The sequence below is a fragment of the Streptomyces sp. NPDC032126 genome, assembly GCF_055580085.1.
This window is the reverse complement of sequence record NZ_JBVIMA010000007.1, coordinates 479,826-496,632: the sequence shown is the minus strand read 5'-3', so window position 1 is coordinate 496,632 and position 16,807 is coordinate 479,826. Positions and strand designations below refer to the sequence as shown.

The 16,807-nt window shown below is 73.3% G+C and carries 15 protein-coding genes and 1 rRNA gene; 13 read left to right on the top strand and 3 right to left on the bottom strand.

From position 1 onward, the window contains the following. The 3 genes from rrf to ACZ5NW_RS27445 form a co-directional block, all read left to right on the top strand. Nucleotides 1-105: ribosomal RNA gene (rrf, locus tag ACZ5NW_RS27455) — 5S ribosomal RNA — on the top strand; the annotation flags it as partial. Nucleotides 106-319: 214 nt separating this feature from the next. Beyond that, complete coding sequence (locus ACZ5NW_RS27450; RefSeq protein WP_468746596.1) at nucleotides 320-1,459, top strand: hypothetical protein; 1,140 nt, start codon at nucleotides 320-322, stop codon at nucleotides 1,457-1,459. Further along, nucleotides 1,396-2,217 (top strand): tetratricopeptide repeat protein, encoded by an 822-nt coding sequence (locus ACZ5NW_RS27445; protein ID WP_468746595.1) that lies wholly within the window; start codon nucleotides 1,396-1,398, stop codon nucleotides 2,215-2,217. Before ACZ5NW_RS27450 ends, ACZ5NW_RS27445 begins: the two co-directional genes overlap by 64 nt. A gap of 102 nt (nucleotides 2,218-2,319) precedes the next feature. On the opposite strand, the gene ACZ5NW_RS27440 is transcribed toward ACZ5NW_RS27445, so the two are convergent. Then, nucleotides 2,320-3,603, bottom strand: coding sequence for a DUF1015 domain-containing protein (locus ACZ5NW_RS27440; RefSeq protein ID WP_468746594.1), 1,284 nt, complete (start codon nucleotides 3,601-3,603; stop codon nucleotides 2,320-2,322). Between the two features lie 72 nt (nucleotides 3,604-3,675). On the opposite strand from ACZ5NW_RS27440, the gene ACZ5NW_RS27435 reads away from it, so the two are divergent. The 4 genes from ACZ5NW_RS27435 to ACZ5NW_RS27420 all read left to right on the top strand — a co-directional run bounded on the left by ACZ5NW_RS27435 (nucleotide 3,676) and on the right by ACZ5NW_RS27420 (nucleotide 7,804). Beyond that, a complete protein-coding gene (locus ACZ5NW_RS27435; RefSeq protein WP_468746593.1) occupies nucleotides 3,676-4,704 on the top strand; it encodes an HAD hydrolase-like protein in 1,029 nt (342 codons plus the stop codon). Nucleotides 4,705-4,776: 72 nt separating this feature from the next. Further along, the gene (locus tag ACZ5NW_RS27430) at nucleotides 4,777-5,820 is read left to right on the top strand and encodes a FecCD family ABC transporter permease (protein WP_468746592.1); all 1,044 of its coding nucleotides are present in this window, start codon (nucleotides 4,777-4,779) and stop codon (nucleotides 5,818-5,820) included. Nucleotides 5,821-5,828: 8 nt separating this feature from the next. Beyond that, nucleotides 5,829-6,908 (top strand): FecCD family ABC transporter permease, encoded by a 1,080-nt coding sequence (locus ACZ5NW_RS27425; RefSeq protein ID WP_468746607.1) that lies wholly within the window; start codon nucleotides 5,829-5,831, stop codon nucleotides 6,906-6,908. Beyond that, the gene (locus tag ACZ5NW_RS27420) at nucleotides 6,905-7,804 is read left to right on the top strand and encodes an ABC transporter ATP-binding protein (RefSeq protein ID WP_468746591.1); all 900 of its coding nucleotides are present in this window, start codon (nucleotides 6,905-6,907) and stop codon (nucleotides 7,802-7,804) included. The genes ACZ5NW_RS27425 and ACZ5NW_RS27420 overlap by 4 nt, the downstream gene beginning before the upstream one ends. Here ACZ5NW_RS27420 and ACZ5NW_RS27415 read toward each other — a convergent pair. Beyond that, nucleotides 7,788-8,135 (bottom strand): sterol-binding protein, encoded by a 348-nt coding sequence (locus ACZ5NW_RS27415; RefSeq protein WP_468746590.1) that lies wholly within the window; start codon nucleotides 8,133-8,135, stop codon nucleotides 7,788-7,790. The two genes, ACZ5NW_RS27420 and ACZ5NW_RS27415, sit on opposite strands and share 17 nt — an antisense overlap. Before the next feature lie 41 nt (nucleotides 8,136-8,176). Here ACZ5NW_RS27415 and ACZ5NW_RS27410 point away from each other — a divergent pair, with 41 nt between their 5' ends. From ACZ5NW_RS27410 to ACZ5NW_RS27390, 5 genes are all read left to right on the top strand, one after another. Continuing rightward, the gene (locus ACZ5NW_RS27410; RefSeq protein WP_468746589.1) at nucleotides 8,177-8,473 is read left to right on the top strand and encodes a hypothetical protein; all 297 of its coding nucleotides are present in this window, start codon (nucleotides 8,177-8,179) and stop codon (nucleotides 8,471-8,473) included. Nucleotides 8,474-8,480: 7 nt separating this feature from the next. Continuing rightward, nucleotides 8,481-9,296, top strand: coding sequence for a TlyA family RNA methyltransferase (locus ACZ5NW_RS27405; protein ID WP_468746588.1), 816 nt, complete (start codon nucleotides 8,481-8,483; stop codon nucleotides 9,294-9,296). Beyond that, on the top strand, nucleotides 9,293-10,198 hold the full coding sequence (locus ACZ5NW_RS27400; protein ID WP_468746587.1) for an NAD kinase: 906 nt from the start codon (nucleotides 9,293-9,295) through the stop codon (nucleotides 10,196-10,198). The genes ACZ5NW_RS27405 and ACZ5NW_RS27400 overlap by 4 nt, the downstream gene beginning before the upstream one ends. A gap of 92 nt (nucleotides 10,199-10,290) precedes the next feature. Then, the gene (gene recN, locus ACZ5NW_RS27395; RefSeq protein ID WP_468746586.1) at nucleotides 10,291-12,033 is read left to right on the top strand and encodes a DNA repair protein RecN; all 1,743 of its coding nucleotides are present in this window, start codon (nucleotides 10,291-10,293) and stop codon (nucleotides 12,031-12,033) included. Between the two features lie 219 nt (nucleotides 12,034-12,252). Continuing rightward, on the top strand, nucleotides 12,253-13,392 hold the full coding sequence (locus ACZ5NW_RS27390) for a glycosyltransferase family 4 protein (RefSeq protein WP_468746585.1): 1,140 nt from the start codon (nucleotides 12,253-12,255) through the stop codon (nucleotides 13,390-13,392). Nucleotides 13,393-13,439: 47 nt separating this feature from the next. On the opposite strand, the gene ACZ5NW_RS27385 is transcribed toward ACZ5NW_RS27390, so the two are convergent. Continuing rightward, nucleotides 13,440-15,086 (bottom strand): PucR family transcriptional regulator, encoded by a 1,647-nt coding sequence (locus ACZ5NW_RS27385; RefSeq protein ID WP_468746584.1) that lies wholly within the window; start codon nucleotides 15,084-15,086, stop codon nucleotides 13,440-13,442. A gap of 223 nt (nucleotides 15,087-15,309) precedes the next feature. Here ACZ5NW_RS27385 and ACZ5NW_RS27380 point away from each other — a divergent pair, with 223 nt between their 5' ends. After that, complete coding sequence (locus ACZ5NW_RS27380; RefSeq protein ID WP_468746583.1) at nucleotides 15,310-16,806, top strand: APC family permease; 1,497 nt, start codon at nucleotides 15,310-15,312, stop codon at nucleotides 16,804-16,806. Nucleotide 16,807: the final 1 nt, after the last annotated feature.

The window sequence follows — 16,807 nt, the reverse complement described above, 5'->3', positions numbered from 1 at the left end:
AGCGTGAGGGAAACGCCCGGTTACATTCCGAACCCGGAAGCTAAGCCTCACAGCGCCGATGGTACTGCAGGGGGGACCCTGTGGGAGAGTAGGACGCCGCCGAACAATCTTTGGAGGACCCCTGGTCCCAGCGTTCAGCTGGGACCAGGGGTCCTTTTGTTTTTACAATGCTTGCGGTACCGAAGACAGGAGTCACCCATGTCCACCAACTCTCCCGGCGACCGACCGGAGCGCGACCAGCGGCGACGGGACGGTGGGGACCGGGGCGACCGTGGCGGCTTCCGCAGCGACCGTTCAGGCCGCGGAGACCGTGGGGACCGTGGCGGCTTCCGTCGCGACAACGACCGTGATCGTGGCGGATTCCGGCGTGACGACCGCCGTGACGACCGCCGCGATGACCGTCGTGACGACCGGCGGGACAGCGACCGTGGTGGGTACGGCCGGCGTGACGGTGGCGACCGCGACCGCGGTGACCGTCCCCCCTTCCGCCGTGACGACCGTGGCCGTGATGACCGCGGCGACCGCGGTGGCTTCCGGAGGGATGACCGCGGCGACCGTCCGTACGAGCGTCGTGACGACCGCGGCCGTGACGACCGGCGTGATGACCGTCGTGATGGTGACCGTGGTGGGTTCCGTGGGCGGGACGACCGTGGTGGGCGTGGGCCCCGGCGCGACGACCGTGGCGACCGTCCCTCCTTCCGCCGCGACGACCGCGGCGACCGTCCGTACGAGCGTCGGGACGACCGGCGCGACGATCGTCGTGATGACCGGCGTGATGACCGGCGTGATGACCGGCGTGACGGTGACCGTGGTGGCTTCCGTCGTGATGACCGGGGCGACCGTCGGGACGACCGTGGTGGCTACCCCCGCCGTGACGACCGTGGTGACCGTCCCTCCTTCCGCCGCGACGACCGTGGCCGTGACGACCGCGGTGACCGTGGCGAGCGTGGTGAGCGCGGCGGGTTCCGTCGGGACGATCGGCGTGACGACTTCCGCCGCGACGACCGGCGCGACGACCGTCGGGACGGCGAGCGTGGCAGCTACGGCCGGCGCGACAGCGGCGATCGTGACCGCGGTGGCTTCCGGCGCGATGACCGCAGGGATGACTTCCGGCGTGACGACCGCGGCCGTGATGACCGCCGTGACGATCGGCGCGATGACCGTCGTGACGGTGACCGTGGTGGGTTCCGTGGGCGGGACGACCGTGGTGGGCGTGGGCCCCGTCGCGACGACCGTGGCGGGCGGCCCGGTGGTTTCCGTGGGCGGCCCGGGGACGACCGGCGCGGTGGCGGGCGGTTCCGCGACGACCGGGATCGCGACCGGGATCGCGACCGCGAGCCCATCAAGCGGCTGCCGATCCCCGAGGACGTCACGGGTGACGAGATCGACAAGGACGTGCGCCAGGAGCTCCAGAGCCTGCCCAAGACCCTCGCGGAAGACGTCGCCAAGAACCTGGTGATGGTCGCGCGGCTGATCGACGAGGACCCCGAGGGCGCCTACGGGTACTCCAGGGTGGCCCTGCGCCTGGCGTCCCGTGTCGCTGCCGTACGTGAGGCCGCCGGTTTCGCGGCGTACGCGAACCAGAAGTACTCCGAGGCTCTCGCCGAGTTCCGCGCTGCCCGACGTATGACCGGCACCGTGGACCTGTGGCCCCTCATGGCCGACTGCGAGCGTGGGCTCGGCCGGCCGGAGAAGGCGCTGGACATGGCCGGCGCTCCCGAGGTGAACAAGCTCGACAAGGCCGGCCAGGTCGAGATGCGGCTCGTCGCGGCGGGTGCCCGGCGTGACATGGGGCAGCTGGACGCGGCCATCGTGACGCTGCAGAGCCCCGAGCTTGCCTCCAACGCCGTGCAGCCGTGGACCGCGAGGCTGCGGTACGCGTACGCCGACGCGCTGCTGGCCGCCGGCCGCAGCAGTGAGGCGCGGGAGTGGTTCGCGAAGGCCGTCGAGGCCGACCGCGACGGCAGCACCGACGCCTCCGACCGCCTCGCCGAGCTCGACGGCGTGGAGTTCGTCGACGCCCTCGACGAGACCGAGACCGAGGCCGAGGCGGAGGCGGAGGCGGAGGGCGAGATCGAGGCCGAGGGCAAGCAGCCTGCAGCCACGGACGACGGTGACGCCGACGCCGATGACGCCGTAGACACCGAAGACGCGGCCGCCGAGGACGACAACGACGACTCGGCCGACAGCGACGGCGTGGCGAAGAACGAGGACTGATCCGCTGATCCTCGTACCGCACGGCACGTGATCACGTGATGGGGCGGGCTCCCTTGAGGAGCCCGCCCCTTCGTGTTGTCGGTGTCCTTCGTCCCGCTCGCGTCAGATGTCGAGCGCCCGCAGCACCAGGCCCGACGCCGGTTTCGGGCCGAAGGAGGTCGACTTGCGGGGCATGGTGACGCCCTGGCGGGCGAGGTCGCGGACGACCTCCTCGCGGACGGGGTGCATGAGGACGGCCGTGCCGCCGTCGCGCTCCGCCTTGGCGACCGTGGCCGCCGTGTCGTGGATGTAGGCGATGCGGCCGGGGTCGTCCTCGGGGATGTGCCAGACGTGGTCGAGGAGCGTGGCGTGCAGGACGGTCGCGTCGAGGGTGCGCCAGGCGGCCGGGCGGTCGGCGGGGATCGTACGGGCCAGGAGCGCCGGATCCGGGTGGTCGACGAGGTGGAAGCCGCCGTCGCCGGCGAGGAGGAAGGCGTTGCCCTCGCAGGAGGCGTCGGCCAGGACTTCCAGGGCCTGCGGCAGCGGTGCGTCCAGGTGGCGTACGCGGAAGTGGCCCTCGACGGCGGCCAGGGCGTCGGGGACGGGCAGGCCGTGCAGGAGGCGGTGGATGGCGCGGACCCGCAGCGGATAGCGGGCCGTGTCGACCAGGAGGACCAGGCCGTGGTCCCAGGGGCTGGGGGAGGGGTGCTCGGCGCGGAGCCTGCGGTAGGTCGCCCAGCGGTGGTGGCCGTCGGCGATGAGGGCCTGGTGGTGGGAGAGGTCCGCCTGCACGTGGGCGAGGTCGGTGGGGTCGGTGATCGACCACAGGCGGTGGCGGTAGCCGTCCTGGGTGGTGGTGGCGAAGAGGGGGGCCTGTTCGGCCGTGCGGTCCACGATGTCGGCGGCGGCGCCGTTGCCGCGGTACGTCAGGAGCAGGGGCTCCAGGTTGGCGTAGGTGGCCCGCATGAGGGCCGCGCGGTCGGCCACGACGTGCGGCATGACGTCCTCGTGGGGCAGGACGATGCCCTCGGAGGGGTCGGAGACGCGCAGGGTGCCGATGATGCCGCGCTGGAGCATGCCGTCGGCGTGCCGCTGCTCGTAGACGTACAGGGCGGGCTCGGGGTCGGCCGCCAGGACGCCCTCGGCCAGCCAGCGGTGGAGCGTGTCGGCGGCCTGTTCGCGGCTCGCGCTGGGCGTGCCGGCCTGGGGGAGGATGAGGCGGACGATGTTGTAGGGGTCCGCGTCCTGGAGTCGGTGCAGGCCGTCGGGGCGGACGACGACGTCGTAGGGCGGGGAGGTGACGGCGGCGAGTGAGCCGACCCGGTCGGGGTCGTAGCGCAGGCCTCGGAACGGGGTGAGTTCCAGGCCCCGGGGCGCCGTTGCTTCCGAGTGACCTGCAGTGTTCATCAGGGCATCGTACGTGTGTCAGTGGCGTGCGGGATGATCGGGGGAAAGCGAGCGAACGAGGAGCGATGGGGAATGAGCCAGGGCATCAGGAGGAGTCCCGAGGGCAGTGAGCGGGCCCTGAGCGAGGCGTACGACACGGCGCTGCTCGATCTGGACGGGGTGGTGTACGCGGGCGGGAGCGCGATCGTGCACGCCGTCGAGTCGCTGGAGGTCGCGCGGGCGGGCGGGATGCGTCTGGCGTATGTCACCAACAACGCGCTGCGGACGCCGGACGCCGTGGCCGCGCATCTGACGGAGCTGGGGATCGCGACGGGGGCGGACGACGTCATCACGTCGGCGCAGGCCGTCGCCCGGCTGATCAGTGAGCAGGTGCCGGCGGGGGCGCCGGTGCTCGTGGTCGGCGGGGAGGGGCTGCGGGTCGCGCTGCGGGAGCGGGGCCTGGTGCCGGTCGAGTCGGCCGACGACGATCCGGCGGCCGTGGTGCAGGGGTACGGCGGGCCGGAGCTGGCGTGGGGGCGGTTCGCGGAGGCGTCGTACGCCGTGGCGCGCGGGGTGCCGTGGTTCGCGTCCAACACCGATCTGACGATCCCGAGCGGGCGGGGTATCGCGCCGGGCAACGGCGCGGCGGTGGCGGTCGTGCGGATCGCGACCGGCGCGGAGCCCCAGGTCGCGGGCAAGCCGCTGCCGCCGATGCACCGGGAGACCATTCTGCGCACGGGTGCGGAGCGGCCGCTGGTGGTCGGGGACCGGCTGGACACGGACATCGAGGGCGCGTTCAACGGCGGGGTGGACTCGCTGCTGGTGCTGACCGGGGTCACGGACGGGGCGCAGTTGTTGGCGGCGCCGCCGGAGCACCGGCCGACGTATGTGGACCGGGATCTGCGGGGGTTGCTCACCGGGCAGCCGGAGGTCGTCGCGGCCGGGGAGGGGTTCCGGTGCGGGGGCTGGACGGCGACCGCCGGGGCTGAGCGGCTGGAGCTGGCGGGGGAGGGCGAGGCCCTGGACGGGCTGCGGGCGCTGTGTGCGGCGGCCTGGAGTGCGGCCGGTGAAGGGAGTTGTGAGCTGGACGGAGGGAAGGCGCTGGCGCGGCTGGGGGTGTGAGGGAACGGGTGAGCCGGGGCGGGGACGGCCAGGGGATCGAGGCGGCTTGGCAGGGTAGGCTAACCTAACTGCGTGTTGGTCGACAGTGTTCCCGTACAGCGCGCGGAGACAGCCGCCGCGCCCCCAACCCGGCGGGGGATGCGTGCCGTTGGGCTGCTGCTCGCCGTGGCCGTCCTCGCGGCGGTCGCGGTGCTGAGCATCGCCGTCGGGGCCAAGGAGCTGTCCGTCGCCCAGGTGTGGCACGGGCTGTTCGAGGACTCGGGGACCTACGGCGATGTCGTGGTCGGTGAGCGGCTGTCGCGGACCGCGCTCGGGCTGCTCGCCGGTGCCGCCCTCGGTCTGTCCGGGGCCGTGCTGCAGGCGCTCACCCGCAATCCGCTGGCCGACCCCGGGCTCCTCGGCATCAACGCGGGCGCCTCGGCCGCCGTCGTCACCGCCATCACCTTCTTCGGCGTCACCAGCCTGAACGGGTATGTGTGGTTCGCCTTCGGCGGCGCGGCCGCGGTGGGCGGGCTGGTCTGGTTCCTCGGCGGCAGCCGGGGCGCCACACCGGTGCGGCTGGCGCTCGCGGGCACCGCGATCAGCGCCGCGCTCTACGGCTATCTCCAGGCCGTGATGATCATGGATGGCGCCGCGCTCGCCAAGATGCGCTTCTGGACGGTGGGTTCGCTGTCGTCCGCGACCGACGAGACCATCGCGCAGGTGCTGCCGTTCCTCGCGGTCGGCACCGTCCTCGCACTCGCCCTCGCCCGGCCGCTGAACGCCATGGAGATGGGCGACGACACCGCGCGGGCCCTCGGAGCGCATCTCCACCGGACCCGGGCGCTGGCCATGCTCGCGGCCACCGTGCTGTGCGGGGCCGCGACCGCCGCGTGCGGGCCGATCGTGTTCGTCGGACTGATGGTGCCGCACGTGGTGCGTTCCTTCACCGGCCCCGACCTGCGCTGGATCATGCCGTACGCGGCGATCCTGTCGCCCGTGCTGCTGCTCGGCTCCGATGTGATCGGCCGGGTGGTCGCCCGGCCGTCCGAGGTCCAGGTGGGCATCATCACCGCGATCATCGGGGGCCCGGTCTTCATCTTTCTCGTACGACGGCGGAGGACGGCGCAGCTGTGACGACCGCGATCAAGACTTCCCCGACCGAGCCGGCCGCCGAATGCCGTACTCCCCGCGTCCCGCGCGTGCTGCGCGGCCCCGGCGGGCTGTCCGTGCGGCTGGACGTACGCGCGATGGTCGTCGTCGCCCTGCTGGTGGTGGCCGCGCTCGCCGCGAGCGTGGTGCTCATCGGTACCGGCGACTACCCGATCCCCGCCGGTGACGTGATCAAGGCGCTGGTCGGGGACGGCAACGCGGGCCAGGAGTTCATCGTCCACGAGCTGCGGCTGCCCCGGGTCCTCGTCGGGCTGCTGGTCGGCGCCTCGCTCGGGCTCGGCGGCGCGCTGTTCCAGGCCGTGTCCCGCAACCCGCTGGGCAGCCCGGACGTGCTCGGGCTCGGGCAGGGCGCCACCGCCGGCGCGCTCGTCGTCATCGTGCTGTTCTCCGGGAACGCCACCCAGGTCACCGTGGGCGCCCTCGTCGGCGGGCTGGTGACCGGGGCCGCCATCTATCTGCTGGCGTGGAAGCGCGGCGTGCACGGCTACCGGCTGGTGCTGGTCGGCATCGGCGTGTCGGCGATCGCGACCGCCGTCAACGGCTATCTGCTCACCAAGGCCGACTTCGTCGACGCGGCCCGCGCGGTCGTCTGGATGACGGGGACCCTCGACGGCCGGGACTGGAAGCAGGTCCGGCCGCTGCTCGTCCTGTTCTGCGTGCTCGTCCCGCTCGTCCTCGCCAACGCCCGCGGGCTGCGGATGATGGAGATGGGCGACGACGTCTCGGGCGCGCTCGGGGTTCGGGTGGAGCGGGTCCGGCTGCTGCTGATGGTCTGCGCCGTCCTGCTCACCGCGACCGCCACCGCCGCCGCCGGGCCCGTCAGCTTCGTGGCGCTCACCGCGCCGCAGCTCGCCCGCCGGCTGACCCGCTCACCCGGACCCAACCTGCTGGCCTCCCTGTGCATGGGCGCCGCCCTGCTGGTGAGCGCCGACTGGGCCTCGCAGCGGCTCTTCGGCGACGGCCAACTGCCGGTCGGCGTGGTGACCGGTGTGCTCGGCGGCACCTATCTGCTGTGGCTGCTGGTCACCGAGCGCCGGGCGGGCCGGATATGAGCGCCGGCGCGAGCGCCGCCGTGAACGGGCGGGCCCCGCGCACCCCCGCCGACCCGAACACCCGAAGGAGCACCGTGAACCGCCTGTCCGCCGAGAACCTCACCCTCGCCTACGACCAGCGGGTCATCGCCGAGCGGCTGTCGGTGGAGATCCCCGACAACTCCTTCACCGTGATCGTCGGCCCGAACGCCTGCGGCAAGTCGACCCTGCTGCGGGCCCTGTCGAGGATGCTGAAGCCGTCCCAGGGGCGGGTGCTTCTCGACGGGCAGGCCATCCAGTCCCTGCCCGCGAAGAAGGTCGCCCGCACGCTGGGTCTGCTGCCGCAGTCGTCGATCGCGCCCGACGGGATCACCGTCGCGGACCTGGTGGGCCGGGGCCGCTACCCGCACCAGGGCATCCTGCGCCAGTGGTCCGGCGAGGACGAGCGGGTCGTCCAGGAGTCGATGCGGCAGACCGGGGTCGCGGAACTCGCCGACCGGTACGTCGACGAGCTGTCCGGCGGACAGCGCCAGCGCGTGTGGATCGCCATGGCGCTCGCCCAGCAGACGCCGCTGCTGCTGCTCGACGAGCCGACCACCTATCTCGACATCCAGCACCAGATCGACGTCCTCGACCTGTGCGCCGAGCTGCACGAGGAGCAGGGGCGCACACTGGTCGCCGTGCTCCATGACCTCAACCACGCGGCCCGGTACGCCACCCATCTCATCGCCCTGAAGGGCGGCGAGGTCATCGCTCAGGGCGCGCCGAACGACATCGTCACCGCCGGGCTGGTGGAGGAGGTCTTCAACCTGCGCTGCCAGGTCATCGAGGACCCGGAGACCGGGACACCGCTGGTGGTGCCGGCCGCGCGCAGGACCCGTGCGGTGGCGGCGGTGGGCGCTACAGAAGCTTCCTGAGGACGAACAGGTCCCGCAGCCCCGCGTGCAGGGACACCCGGCCCGAGCCCCACGCCTTGGCGAAGTGCAGCTCGCCGCCGACCAGGGCGACCAGGTCGTCGCCGCTCATGGCCAGCCGGATCTGCGCCTTCTCGCGCGGCGGGCCCTCATGGGTGTCGTCCACCCTGATCCGGCCGCCCGTCATGCGGCCCGCGAAGGTCACGTCCAGGTCGGTGATGTGACAGCTCACCGAGCGGTCCAGTGCCGCGGCAGCGCGCACGTCCCCCTCGGCGTGCCCCATGTTGTCCGAGAGCCTGTCGAGTGCGGCGCGGCACTCCTCGATCGTTGCCACGCGACCGACGGTACCGCAGCGGTTCGGGGTAGCGTCGGGGCATGAGCGACGCAGAGCCCCTGCCACCGGAGGCGACGGAGCCCGAGGCCGACCCCTCGGCCCCGGCCCCGCTGAACGTCCCGCGCGCCTCCACGGGCAACGCCGAGGTCGACGCCCGGCTGGCGCGGCTGGAGGACGCCGACCACCTCGCCACCGACGGCCATGTGGAGGTGTACGAGGATGTACACCAGGGGCTGCGTGACGCGCTCACCGCGCTCGACGCCCGCCCCGGACCTCCGGCGCCCTCACCGTCGTACGACCAGAGGGCGCCCTCACCCTCGTATGGCACTAGGAGCTGAACCGAACGTGGCAGGAGTCGCACGTCGCCGTCTGGACGCCGAGCTGGTGCGCCGGAAGCTCGCGCGCTCGCGGGAGCACGCCAGCCAGCTGATCGCCGCCGGGCGGGTCACCGTCGGCAAGACCGTCGCGACCAAGCCCGCCACCCAGGTGGAGACCGCCGCCGCGATCGTGGTGGCGGCCGACGACAGCGATCCCGAGTACGTCTCGCGCGGCGGCCACAAGCTGGCCGGCGCGCTGAAGGCGTTCGTGCCGCAGGGGCTGGTCGTCGAGGGGCGGCGGGCGCTGGACGCCGGCGCGTCCACCGGGGGTTTCACCGACGTCCTGCTGCGCGCGGGCGCCGCCCATGTCGTCGCCGTGGACGTCGGATACGGACAACTCGCCTGGTCTCTGCAGAGCGATGAACGCGTCACCGTCAAGGACCGTACGAACGTACGCGAGTTGACGCTTGAAGCGATCGATGGGAAGCCTGTGGATCTTGTCGTGGGGGACTTGTCCTTCATCCCGCTCGGGCTGGTGCTGCCCGCCCTGGCGCGCTGCACCGAGCCCGACGCGGACCTGGTGATGATGGTCAAGCCCCAGTTCGAGGTGGGGAAGGAACGGCTGGGCAGCGGAGGCGTCGTCCGCAGCCCGGAATTGCGCGCGGAGGCCGTGCGCGCGGTGGCCGGCAAGGCGTGGGAGCTCGGGCTCGGCGTGCGGGGGGTCACCGCCAGCCCGCTGCCCGGGCCGTCCGGGAATGTCGAGTACTTTCTGTGGCTGCGGGCCGGTGCACCGGAACTGGACCCGGCCGACGTTGACCGTGCAGTGGCGGAGGGGCCCCGTTGACACAGAACCGAGGTCGTACTGTTTTCCTGCTCGCCCACACCGGCCGGCCGGCCGCCATCCGCAGCGCGGAGCTGGTGGTCAAGGGCCTGCTGCGGTCCGGGATCGGGGTACGGGTCCTGGAGTACGAGGCGGCCGACCTGCCGCTGCCGGACGAGGTGGAGCTGGTCAAGGAGGCGACACCGCAGTGCCTCGACGGGTGCGAGCTGCTGATCGTCCTCGGGGGTGACGGGACGCTGCTGCGGGGCGCCGAGTTCGCCCGGGCGTCCGGCGTGCCGATGCTCGGCGTCAACCTCGGGCGGGTCGGGTTCCTCGCGGAGGCCGAGCGGGACGACCTCGACAAGGTCGTCGACCGGGTGGTGTCGAAGGCGTACGAGGTCGAGGAGCGGATGACCGTCGACGTCGTCGTGCACCGCAACGGGGACATCGTGCACACGGACTGGGCGCTGAACGAGGCGGCGGTGCAGAAGGCCGGGGCCGAGAAGCTGCTCGAAGTCGTGCTGGAGATCGACGGGCGGCCGGTGACGGGGTTCGGGTGCGACGGCATCGTCCTGTCGACGCCGACCGGGTCGACCGCGTACGCCTTCTCCGCCGGGGGGCCCGTGGTGTGGCCCGAGGTGGAGGCGCTGCTGATGGTGCCGATCAGCGCGCACGCGCTGTTCGCGAAGCCGTTGGTCACGTCGCCGGATTCCGTGCTCGCTGTCGAGGTGCTGCCTCATATCCAGCCGGGGGTCCTGTGGTGTGACGGGCGGCGGACCGTGGAGCTGCCGCCGGGGGCGCGGGTGGAGGTGCGGCGGGGGGCTGTGCCGGTTCGGCTGGCCCGGCTGCATCACGCCTCGTTCACCGATCGGCTGGTGGCCAAGTTCGCGCTGCCCGTTTCCGGGTGGCGGGGGGCACCTCACTAGCCACCTGTGAGGGGCCGGGTCCGTGCGCGGGCGGCCGCGGGACACTCGCCCGGGTGACAAGGGTGCCTCGCACTTCGTCGGCTCGACCTCGTATGGTCTTCACCGTGCTGGAAGAGATGCGGATACGGTCGCTCGGAGTCATCGACGACGCTGTCGTCGAGCTGTCGCCCGGCTTCACCGCCGTCACGGGTGAGACGGGTGCGGGCAAGACCATGGTGGTCACCAGCCTCGGGTTGCTGCTGGGCGGGCGGGCCGATCCCGCGCTGGTGCGGATCGGGGCCGAGAAGGCGGTGGTCGAGGGGCGCGTCAGCGTGCCCGGGAACTCCTCCGTCGTCCTGCGCGCGGAGGAGGCCGGGGCCGAGCTCGACGACGGGGCGCTGCTGATCAGCCGTACCGTTTCCGCCGAGGGGCGGTCGAGGGCGCACGTCGGCGGGCGGTCCGTGCCCGTGGGCGTGCTCGCCGAACTCGCCGACGAGCTGGTGGCCGTGCACGGGCAGACCGACCAGCAGGGGCTGCTCAAGCTGACCCGGCAGCGGCAGGCGCTGGACCGGTACGCGGGCGACGCCGTCGCCGGGCCGCTCACCAAGTACACCGAGGCCTACCGGCGGCTGCGGGCGGTCACCGTCGAGCTGGACGAGATCACCACGCGCGCGCGTGAGCGGGCCCAGGAGGCCGACATGCTGCGCTACGGCCTCGACGAGATCGCCGGGGTCGAGCCGCGCGCCGGGGAGGACGTGGAGCTCGCGGAGGAGGCCGAGCGGCTGGGGCACGCCGAGGCGCTGTCGTCCGCCGCCACGGCCGCTCACGCCGCTCTGGCGGGCAATCCGGAGGACCCCGAGGGGATCGACGCGGCGACGCTCGTCGCGGGCGCGCAGCGGGCCCTGGAGGCCGTCCGGTCGCACGATCCGGCGCTGGCCGCGCTCGCCGACCGGATCGGTGAGATCGGGATCCTGCTGGGCGATGTCGCGGGCGAGCTGGCGGGGTACGCCGACGACCTGGACGCCGACCCGCTGCGGCTGTCGGCCGTGGAGGAGCGGCGGGCCGCGCTGAACGCGCTCACGCGCAAGTACGGCGAGGACGTCAACGCCGTGCTCGCGTGGGCCGAGCGGGGCGCCGCGCGGCTGACCGAACTCGACTCCGACGACGAGCGGATCGACGAGCTGGTCGCCGAGCGGGACGCGCTGCGCGTCGAACTGGGCGGGCTGGCACAGGCGTTGACCGACGCCCGCACCGAGGCCGCCGAGCGCTTCGCGGCCGCCGTGACCGCCGAGCTGGCCTCGCTGGCGATGCCGCACGCGCGCGTGTCCTTCGCCATCCGGCAGACCGAGGACCCGGAGGGCGTCGAGGTCGGCGGGCGCGCGGTGGCGTACGGGCCGTCGGGCGCGGACGAGGTGGAGCTGCTGCTCGCCCCGCACCCGGGCGCGCCGCCCCGGCCCATCGCCAAGGGCGCCTCGGGCGGTGAGCTGTCGCGCGTGATGCTGGCCGTCGAGGTCGTGTTCGCGGGCACGGATCCGGTGCCGACGTATCTCTTCGACGAGGTCGACGCGGGCGTGGGCGGCAAGGCGGCGGTCGAGATCGGGCGGCGGCTGGCGCGGCTGGCGAAGACCGCGCAGGTCGTGGTCGTCACCCACCTTCCGCAGGTGGCCGCCTTCGCCGACCGGCAGTTGCTCGTCGAGAAGACCAACGACGGGTCGGTGACCCGGTCCGGCGTGAAGGTGCTCGAAGGGGAGGACCGGATCCGGGAGCTGTCGCGGATGCTGGCCGGCCAGGAGGACTCGGAGACGGCGCGCGCGCACGCGGAGGAACTGCTGGCGACGGCTCGCGCCGACGCGTGACGCGAGAGGGGGCGGATCTCCGTCCCCTCTCGCGCTGAGGGCGGAGGATCTCCGTCCCCCTTGCCCGCCGCTTTCGTACGAAACCGCACAGCCTCACTCGTGTGGGTGACGCGGAGGGGCCGTCCAACAGGGGGCCGGGCCTTCGGCGTCCCGGAACACCCGTACGTCCTGGCATCCTTGGCGGTGACCGCCCGATGCCGAACCAGGAGCCCCGGCCACGTGAGCCAGGTGAGCAGCCCCTCAGCGCCCGGCCAGTCGCCGCTGCGCACCGTGCAGGTGCTGGGCGGCGGCAACGCCGGCAGCAGCGCACATGTGCGCTCCCTGACCGCGGGGCTCGTCGCGAGGGGCGTGCGGGTCACGGTGTGCGCCCCCGACGAGGCCGACAGCGCCTACGACTTCACGGGCGCCGGCGCCGAGCACGTACCGGTGCCGCGCAGCAGCGACCCGGGATCGGTGGCGGCCCTGCGGGCGGCCTGCACGGGCGCCGACCTGGTGCACGCGCACGGGCTGCACGCCTCTTTCCGGGCCGTCCTCGCGCTCAGCGGCCGCAGCACGCCGCTGGTCGTCACCTGGCACAACCGTGCGCACGCCGAAGGCGCCCGCGCGCATCTGCTGCGCCTGCTGGAGCGGCGCGTGGCGAAGACGGCCTCCGTGGTCCTCGGGGCCTCGTCGGACCTGGTGGACCGGGCCCGGCGCACGGGTGCGCGGGACGCCCGGCTGGCCGCCGTCGCGCTGCCCGGCCCGCGCCCGAGCGCCGGGGCGCACGACGGCCCCGACGCGTCGCCGCCCAAGGTGCGGGCCGAACTCGGCGCGACCGGGCGGCCGTTGCTGATGGCCGTCGGCTCCCTCGACCGGCACCGGGGGTACGACGTGCTGCTGGACGCCACGCATCGGTGGTGCCGGATGGACCCGGTGCCGCTGGTCGTCATCGCCGGGGAGGGGCCGCTGCGGCCGGCGTTGCAGCGCCGCATCGAGGACGAGGGGCTGCCGGTCCGGCTGCTGGGGCTTCGCGACGACGTGGCGGAGCTGATCGCCGCCGCCGACCTCGCGCTGCTGCCCGGGGCCGGCGAGTCGCGGTCGGTCCTGGCGCAGGAGGCGCTCCACGCGCGCGTGCCGCTCGTCGCCGCACGGACCGGCGGGATCCGCGAACTCGTGGGCGAGGCCGCCGAACTCGTGCCGCGCGGAGACGCCCAGGCCCTCGCGGGCGCGGTCCTACGGCTGCTCGGTGACCCGGAGCGGTGCGCGCGGCTCGCGGAGGCGGGCGCACGACAGGCGGCGACCTGGCCGACCGAGGACGAGACCGTCGCCCAGGTGCTCAGCGTCTACGACGAGCTGACCCAGCCCCGGCCGCTGAGCTGAGCCGGCCGGCTGCCAGAAGTAGGGCGCCGGCGGGTCACCGTCGGCTCCTACGGCACGTGGCGTCGCGCCCGCAGGGCCAGGCTCAGCGCCAGGACCGTCTGCGGGTCGTCGAGGTCGGTGCCGAGCAACTCGCCGATGCGGGCGAGGCGGTTGTAGAGCGTCTGGCGGTTGAGGTGGAGTTCGCGGGCCGTCTCCGCCTTGCGGCCCGCGTGCGCCAGATAGGTCTCCAGCGTCGGCAGCAGGGGCGGGCGGGAGCGGCGGTCGTGGTCGCGGACCGGGCCGATCGCGCGGTCCACGAAGGCCGCGAGGTCGGGGTGGTCGCGCAGCCGCCACAGCAGCAGGTCGATGTCGAGGCGGCGCGCGTCGTACCAGGGGCGGTCCGGCAGACCCTGGGCCGCCGTCGCCGTCTCCGCCGCGTGCCGCAGGCCCGCCGAGGCCGCCGCCCAGCCGCCCGCGACCCCGACGACCACCACCGGCGGGGCGGCGCCGGGACGCTGCATGCCGGCCCGCTCCACCCCGGCCCGCAGCGCCGCCGCGACCCGGTCCGCGACCGCCGACCGCTCCGACTCCGAGCGCAGACCCAGCAGCAGCGGGACGCGGCCCTCGACCGGCCGTACGCCGAGCAGGACCGGCACACCCACCGACGCCAGCTCCTCCGCGACCGCCCGCGCCAGCACCGCCCAGCCTCCCCCGGCGGGGGAGAGGGCGTCCCCCAGCCGCATGACGACCGGCAGCAGCGGGCTGTCGCCCGGCTTGAAGCCCAGCACGCGCGCCTGCGCCGGGGCGTCCTCCGCGGTGATCCGGCCCTCGGCGAGGTCGGTCAGGAAGTCGCCCCGGCCGCGGGCCGCCAGTTCCTCCTCCTGGCGGGCCTGCATCAGGACGACCGCCAGGATTCCGGCGGCCCGTTCGGCGGCGATCCGGTGCACCGGCGCGAGCGGGGAGCGCACGGGCAGCAGCACGAGCCGGGCGCGCACCGAGCCCGTCCCCGGGCCCCCGCCCGGCACGTCCACCAGCACCGAACCCGCGGGCGGCGGCGCGTCCTTGTGCGGGCCGCGCAGCCCCTCCCACACCTGGAGCGGATCCGCGCCCTCGGGCCCGGCCCCCGCCGCGTACAGGAGCTGGCCGTCGGTGGTCTCCAGGAACACCGGGTTGTCGCTGAAGTCGGCCAGGATGCCGAGGACCTGGGGGATTCCGCCGCCGCCGAGCACAGCCTCCGTGCAGCGCCGGTGCACCTCCTCCGCGCGTTGCAGCAGCGCGTAGTGGCCGTTGACGATCTCGGTGTGGATCTCCTCGGTGACGGTCACGAACGGCACCTCGCGATGCAGTTGGACCAGTGGCAGCCCCGTCGAGCGGGCCGTCTCCACCAGCGCCGCCGGCAGCCGTGTGAAGCGCGGGCCGAGTTCGATCACCAGGGCGGCGATGCCCCGTTCGGCCAGGGTGCGCACGAAGGCCCGTTGCTCGGCGGGGCGGGTGCCGAGGCCGTAGCCCGTGGTCAGCAGCAGCTCGCCGCCCTTGAGCAGGGAGGCGATGTTGGGGACCTCGCCGGCGTGCACCCAGCGCACCGTGCGGCCCAGCCGGTCGCCGCCCGCGAGGATCTCGGGGAGGCCGCTGCGCAGGCCGGGCAGCTCCAGGGCCCGCTGCACCGTGATGCCGGCGCCGTGGCTGTCGAATCGGTGGTCCGTGCGGCTGTCCATGCAGCGGACGCTACCCGCGGGCGCGTTCCGGCGACATCTCCGCGCGATTACGGGGACGATCACCGGCGGCATGTGCGCGACAAAGCGTCGCCCCAGGCGCCGAATTGTCGTACCGCGTGTCTGTTGTGGCGTGCGTCACGCCCCCGCCAGACTGACGCATCCGCAAGGAAAGCGCGAGCTGATCTTCGGATTTCGTTGGAGAAGCACCGTGAGAGGGGCGGGAATGGCAGAGACACCCACGCGAGAGGTACATCGGCTGAAGGCGAATTCCGTAGGGCTGGTCGGTGTGGTGTTCATGGCCGTGGCGACCGCCGCGCCCATCACCGCGATGACCGGCAACCTGCCCATCGCCGTCGGCTTCGGCAACGGCACCGGCGCGCCCGCCGGCTATCTCTTCGCGACCCTCGTCCTGACGGTCTTCTCCGTCGGCTATGTCGCGATGGCCCGCCGGATCACCGCCGCCGGCGCCTTCTACGGCTATATCTCGCACGGCCTCGGCCGGATCGCCGGCATGGCCTCCGGGATGCTCGCGGTGCTGGCGTACGTCGTCTTCGAGGCGTCCATCGTCGGCGTCTTCTCCTACTTCGCGAAGACCACCGTCCACGACCAGCTCGGCGCCGACCTGCCGTGGGTCCTCTACGCGGCCGCGATGCTGCTGGTCACGGCGGTCCTGGCGTACTTCGACATCAACCTCACCGCCAAGGCCCTCGGCGTGATGCTCATCGCGGAGATCGCCGTCCTCTTCGCGGTCGCCACCGCCGTCCTCGTGCACGGCGGCGGCCCCGACGGCATCCCCGTCGAGCCGATCAACCCCAAGAACGCCTTCACCGGCCCGTCCGCCGGACTCGGACTGTTCTTCGCCTTCTGGTCCTGGGTCGGCTTCGAGTCGACGGCCATGTACGGCGAGGAGTCCCGCGACCCCAAGCGCGTCATCCCGCGCGCCACCCTGATCTCCGTCATCGGCGTCGGACTCTTCTACATCTACGTCTCCTGGATGACCATCGCCGGCAACGGCCTGAAGGAGTCCGTCGTCCTCTCCTCCGGCACCGGACCCCTCGACCTGTTCTTCGACCCCGCCCACACCTTCATCGGCGCCTGGGCCGTCGACGCCTTCCAGTGGCTGCTGATCACCGGCTCGTTCGCCTGCGGCATGGCCTTCCACCAGTGCGCCGCCCGCTATCTGTACGCCATCGGCCGCGAGGGCTTCCTGCACCCGGCCCTGGGCCGCACCCACAAGGACCACGGCTCCCCGTACATCGCGTCCTTCGTCCAGTCGGTCATCGCGGTCGCGCTCGTCGGCGCCTTCTGGCTGACCGGCCAGGACCCCTACATCCACCTGTACACGCTGCTCGCGATCCTCGGCACGATGGCCATCCTCATCGTGCAGACCCTGTGCTCCTTCGCGGTCATCGGCTACTTCCGCAGGAACCACCCCGAGGACCGGCACTGGTTCCGCACGTTCACCGCGCCCCTGCTGGGCGGCATCGGCATGATCGCCGTCGTGGTGCTGCTGGTCGTCAACCTCGACACCGCGGCCGGCACGGCGGCCGACTCCCTCTTCTTCAAGGCCATCCCGTGGATCGTCGGCCTGGTCTTCTTCGGCGGCCTCGGCCTCGGCTTCTACCTGCGGGCCCGCCACCCCCGGCGCTACGACATCATCGGCCGGATCGTCCTGGAGGACGCGGCCGAACGCACCGCCGAGGAACCCGCCACCGTCTGAG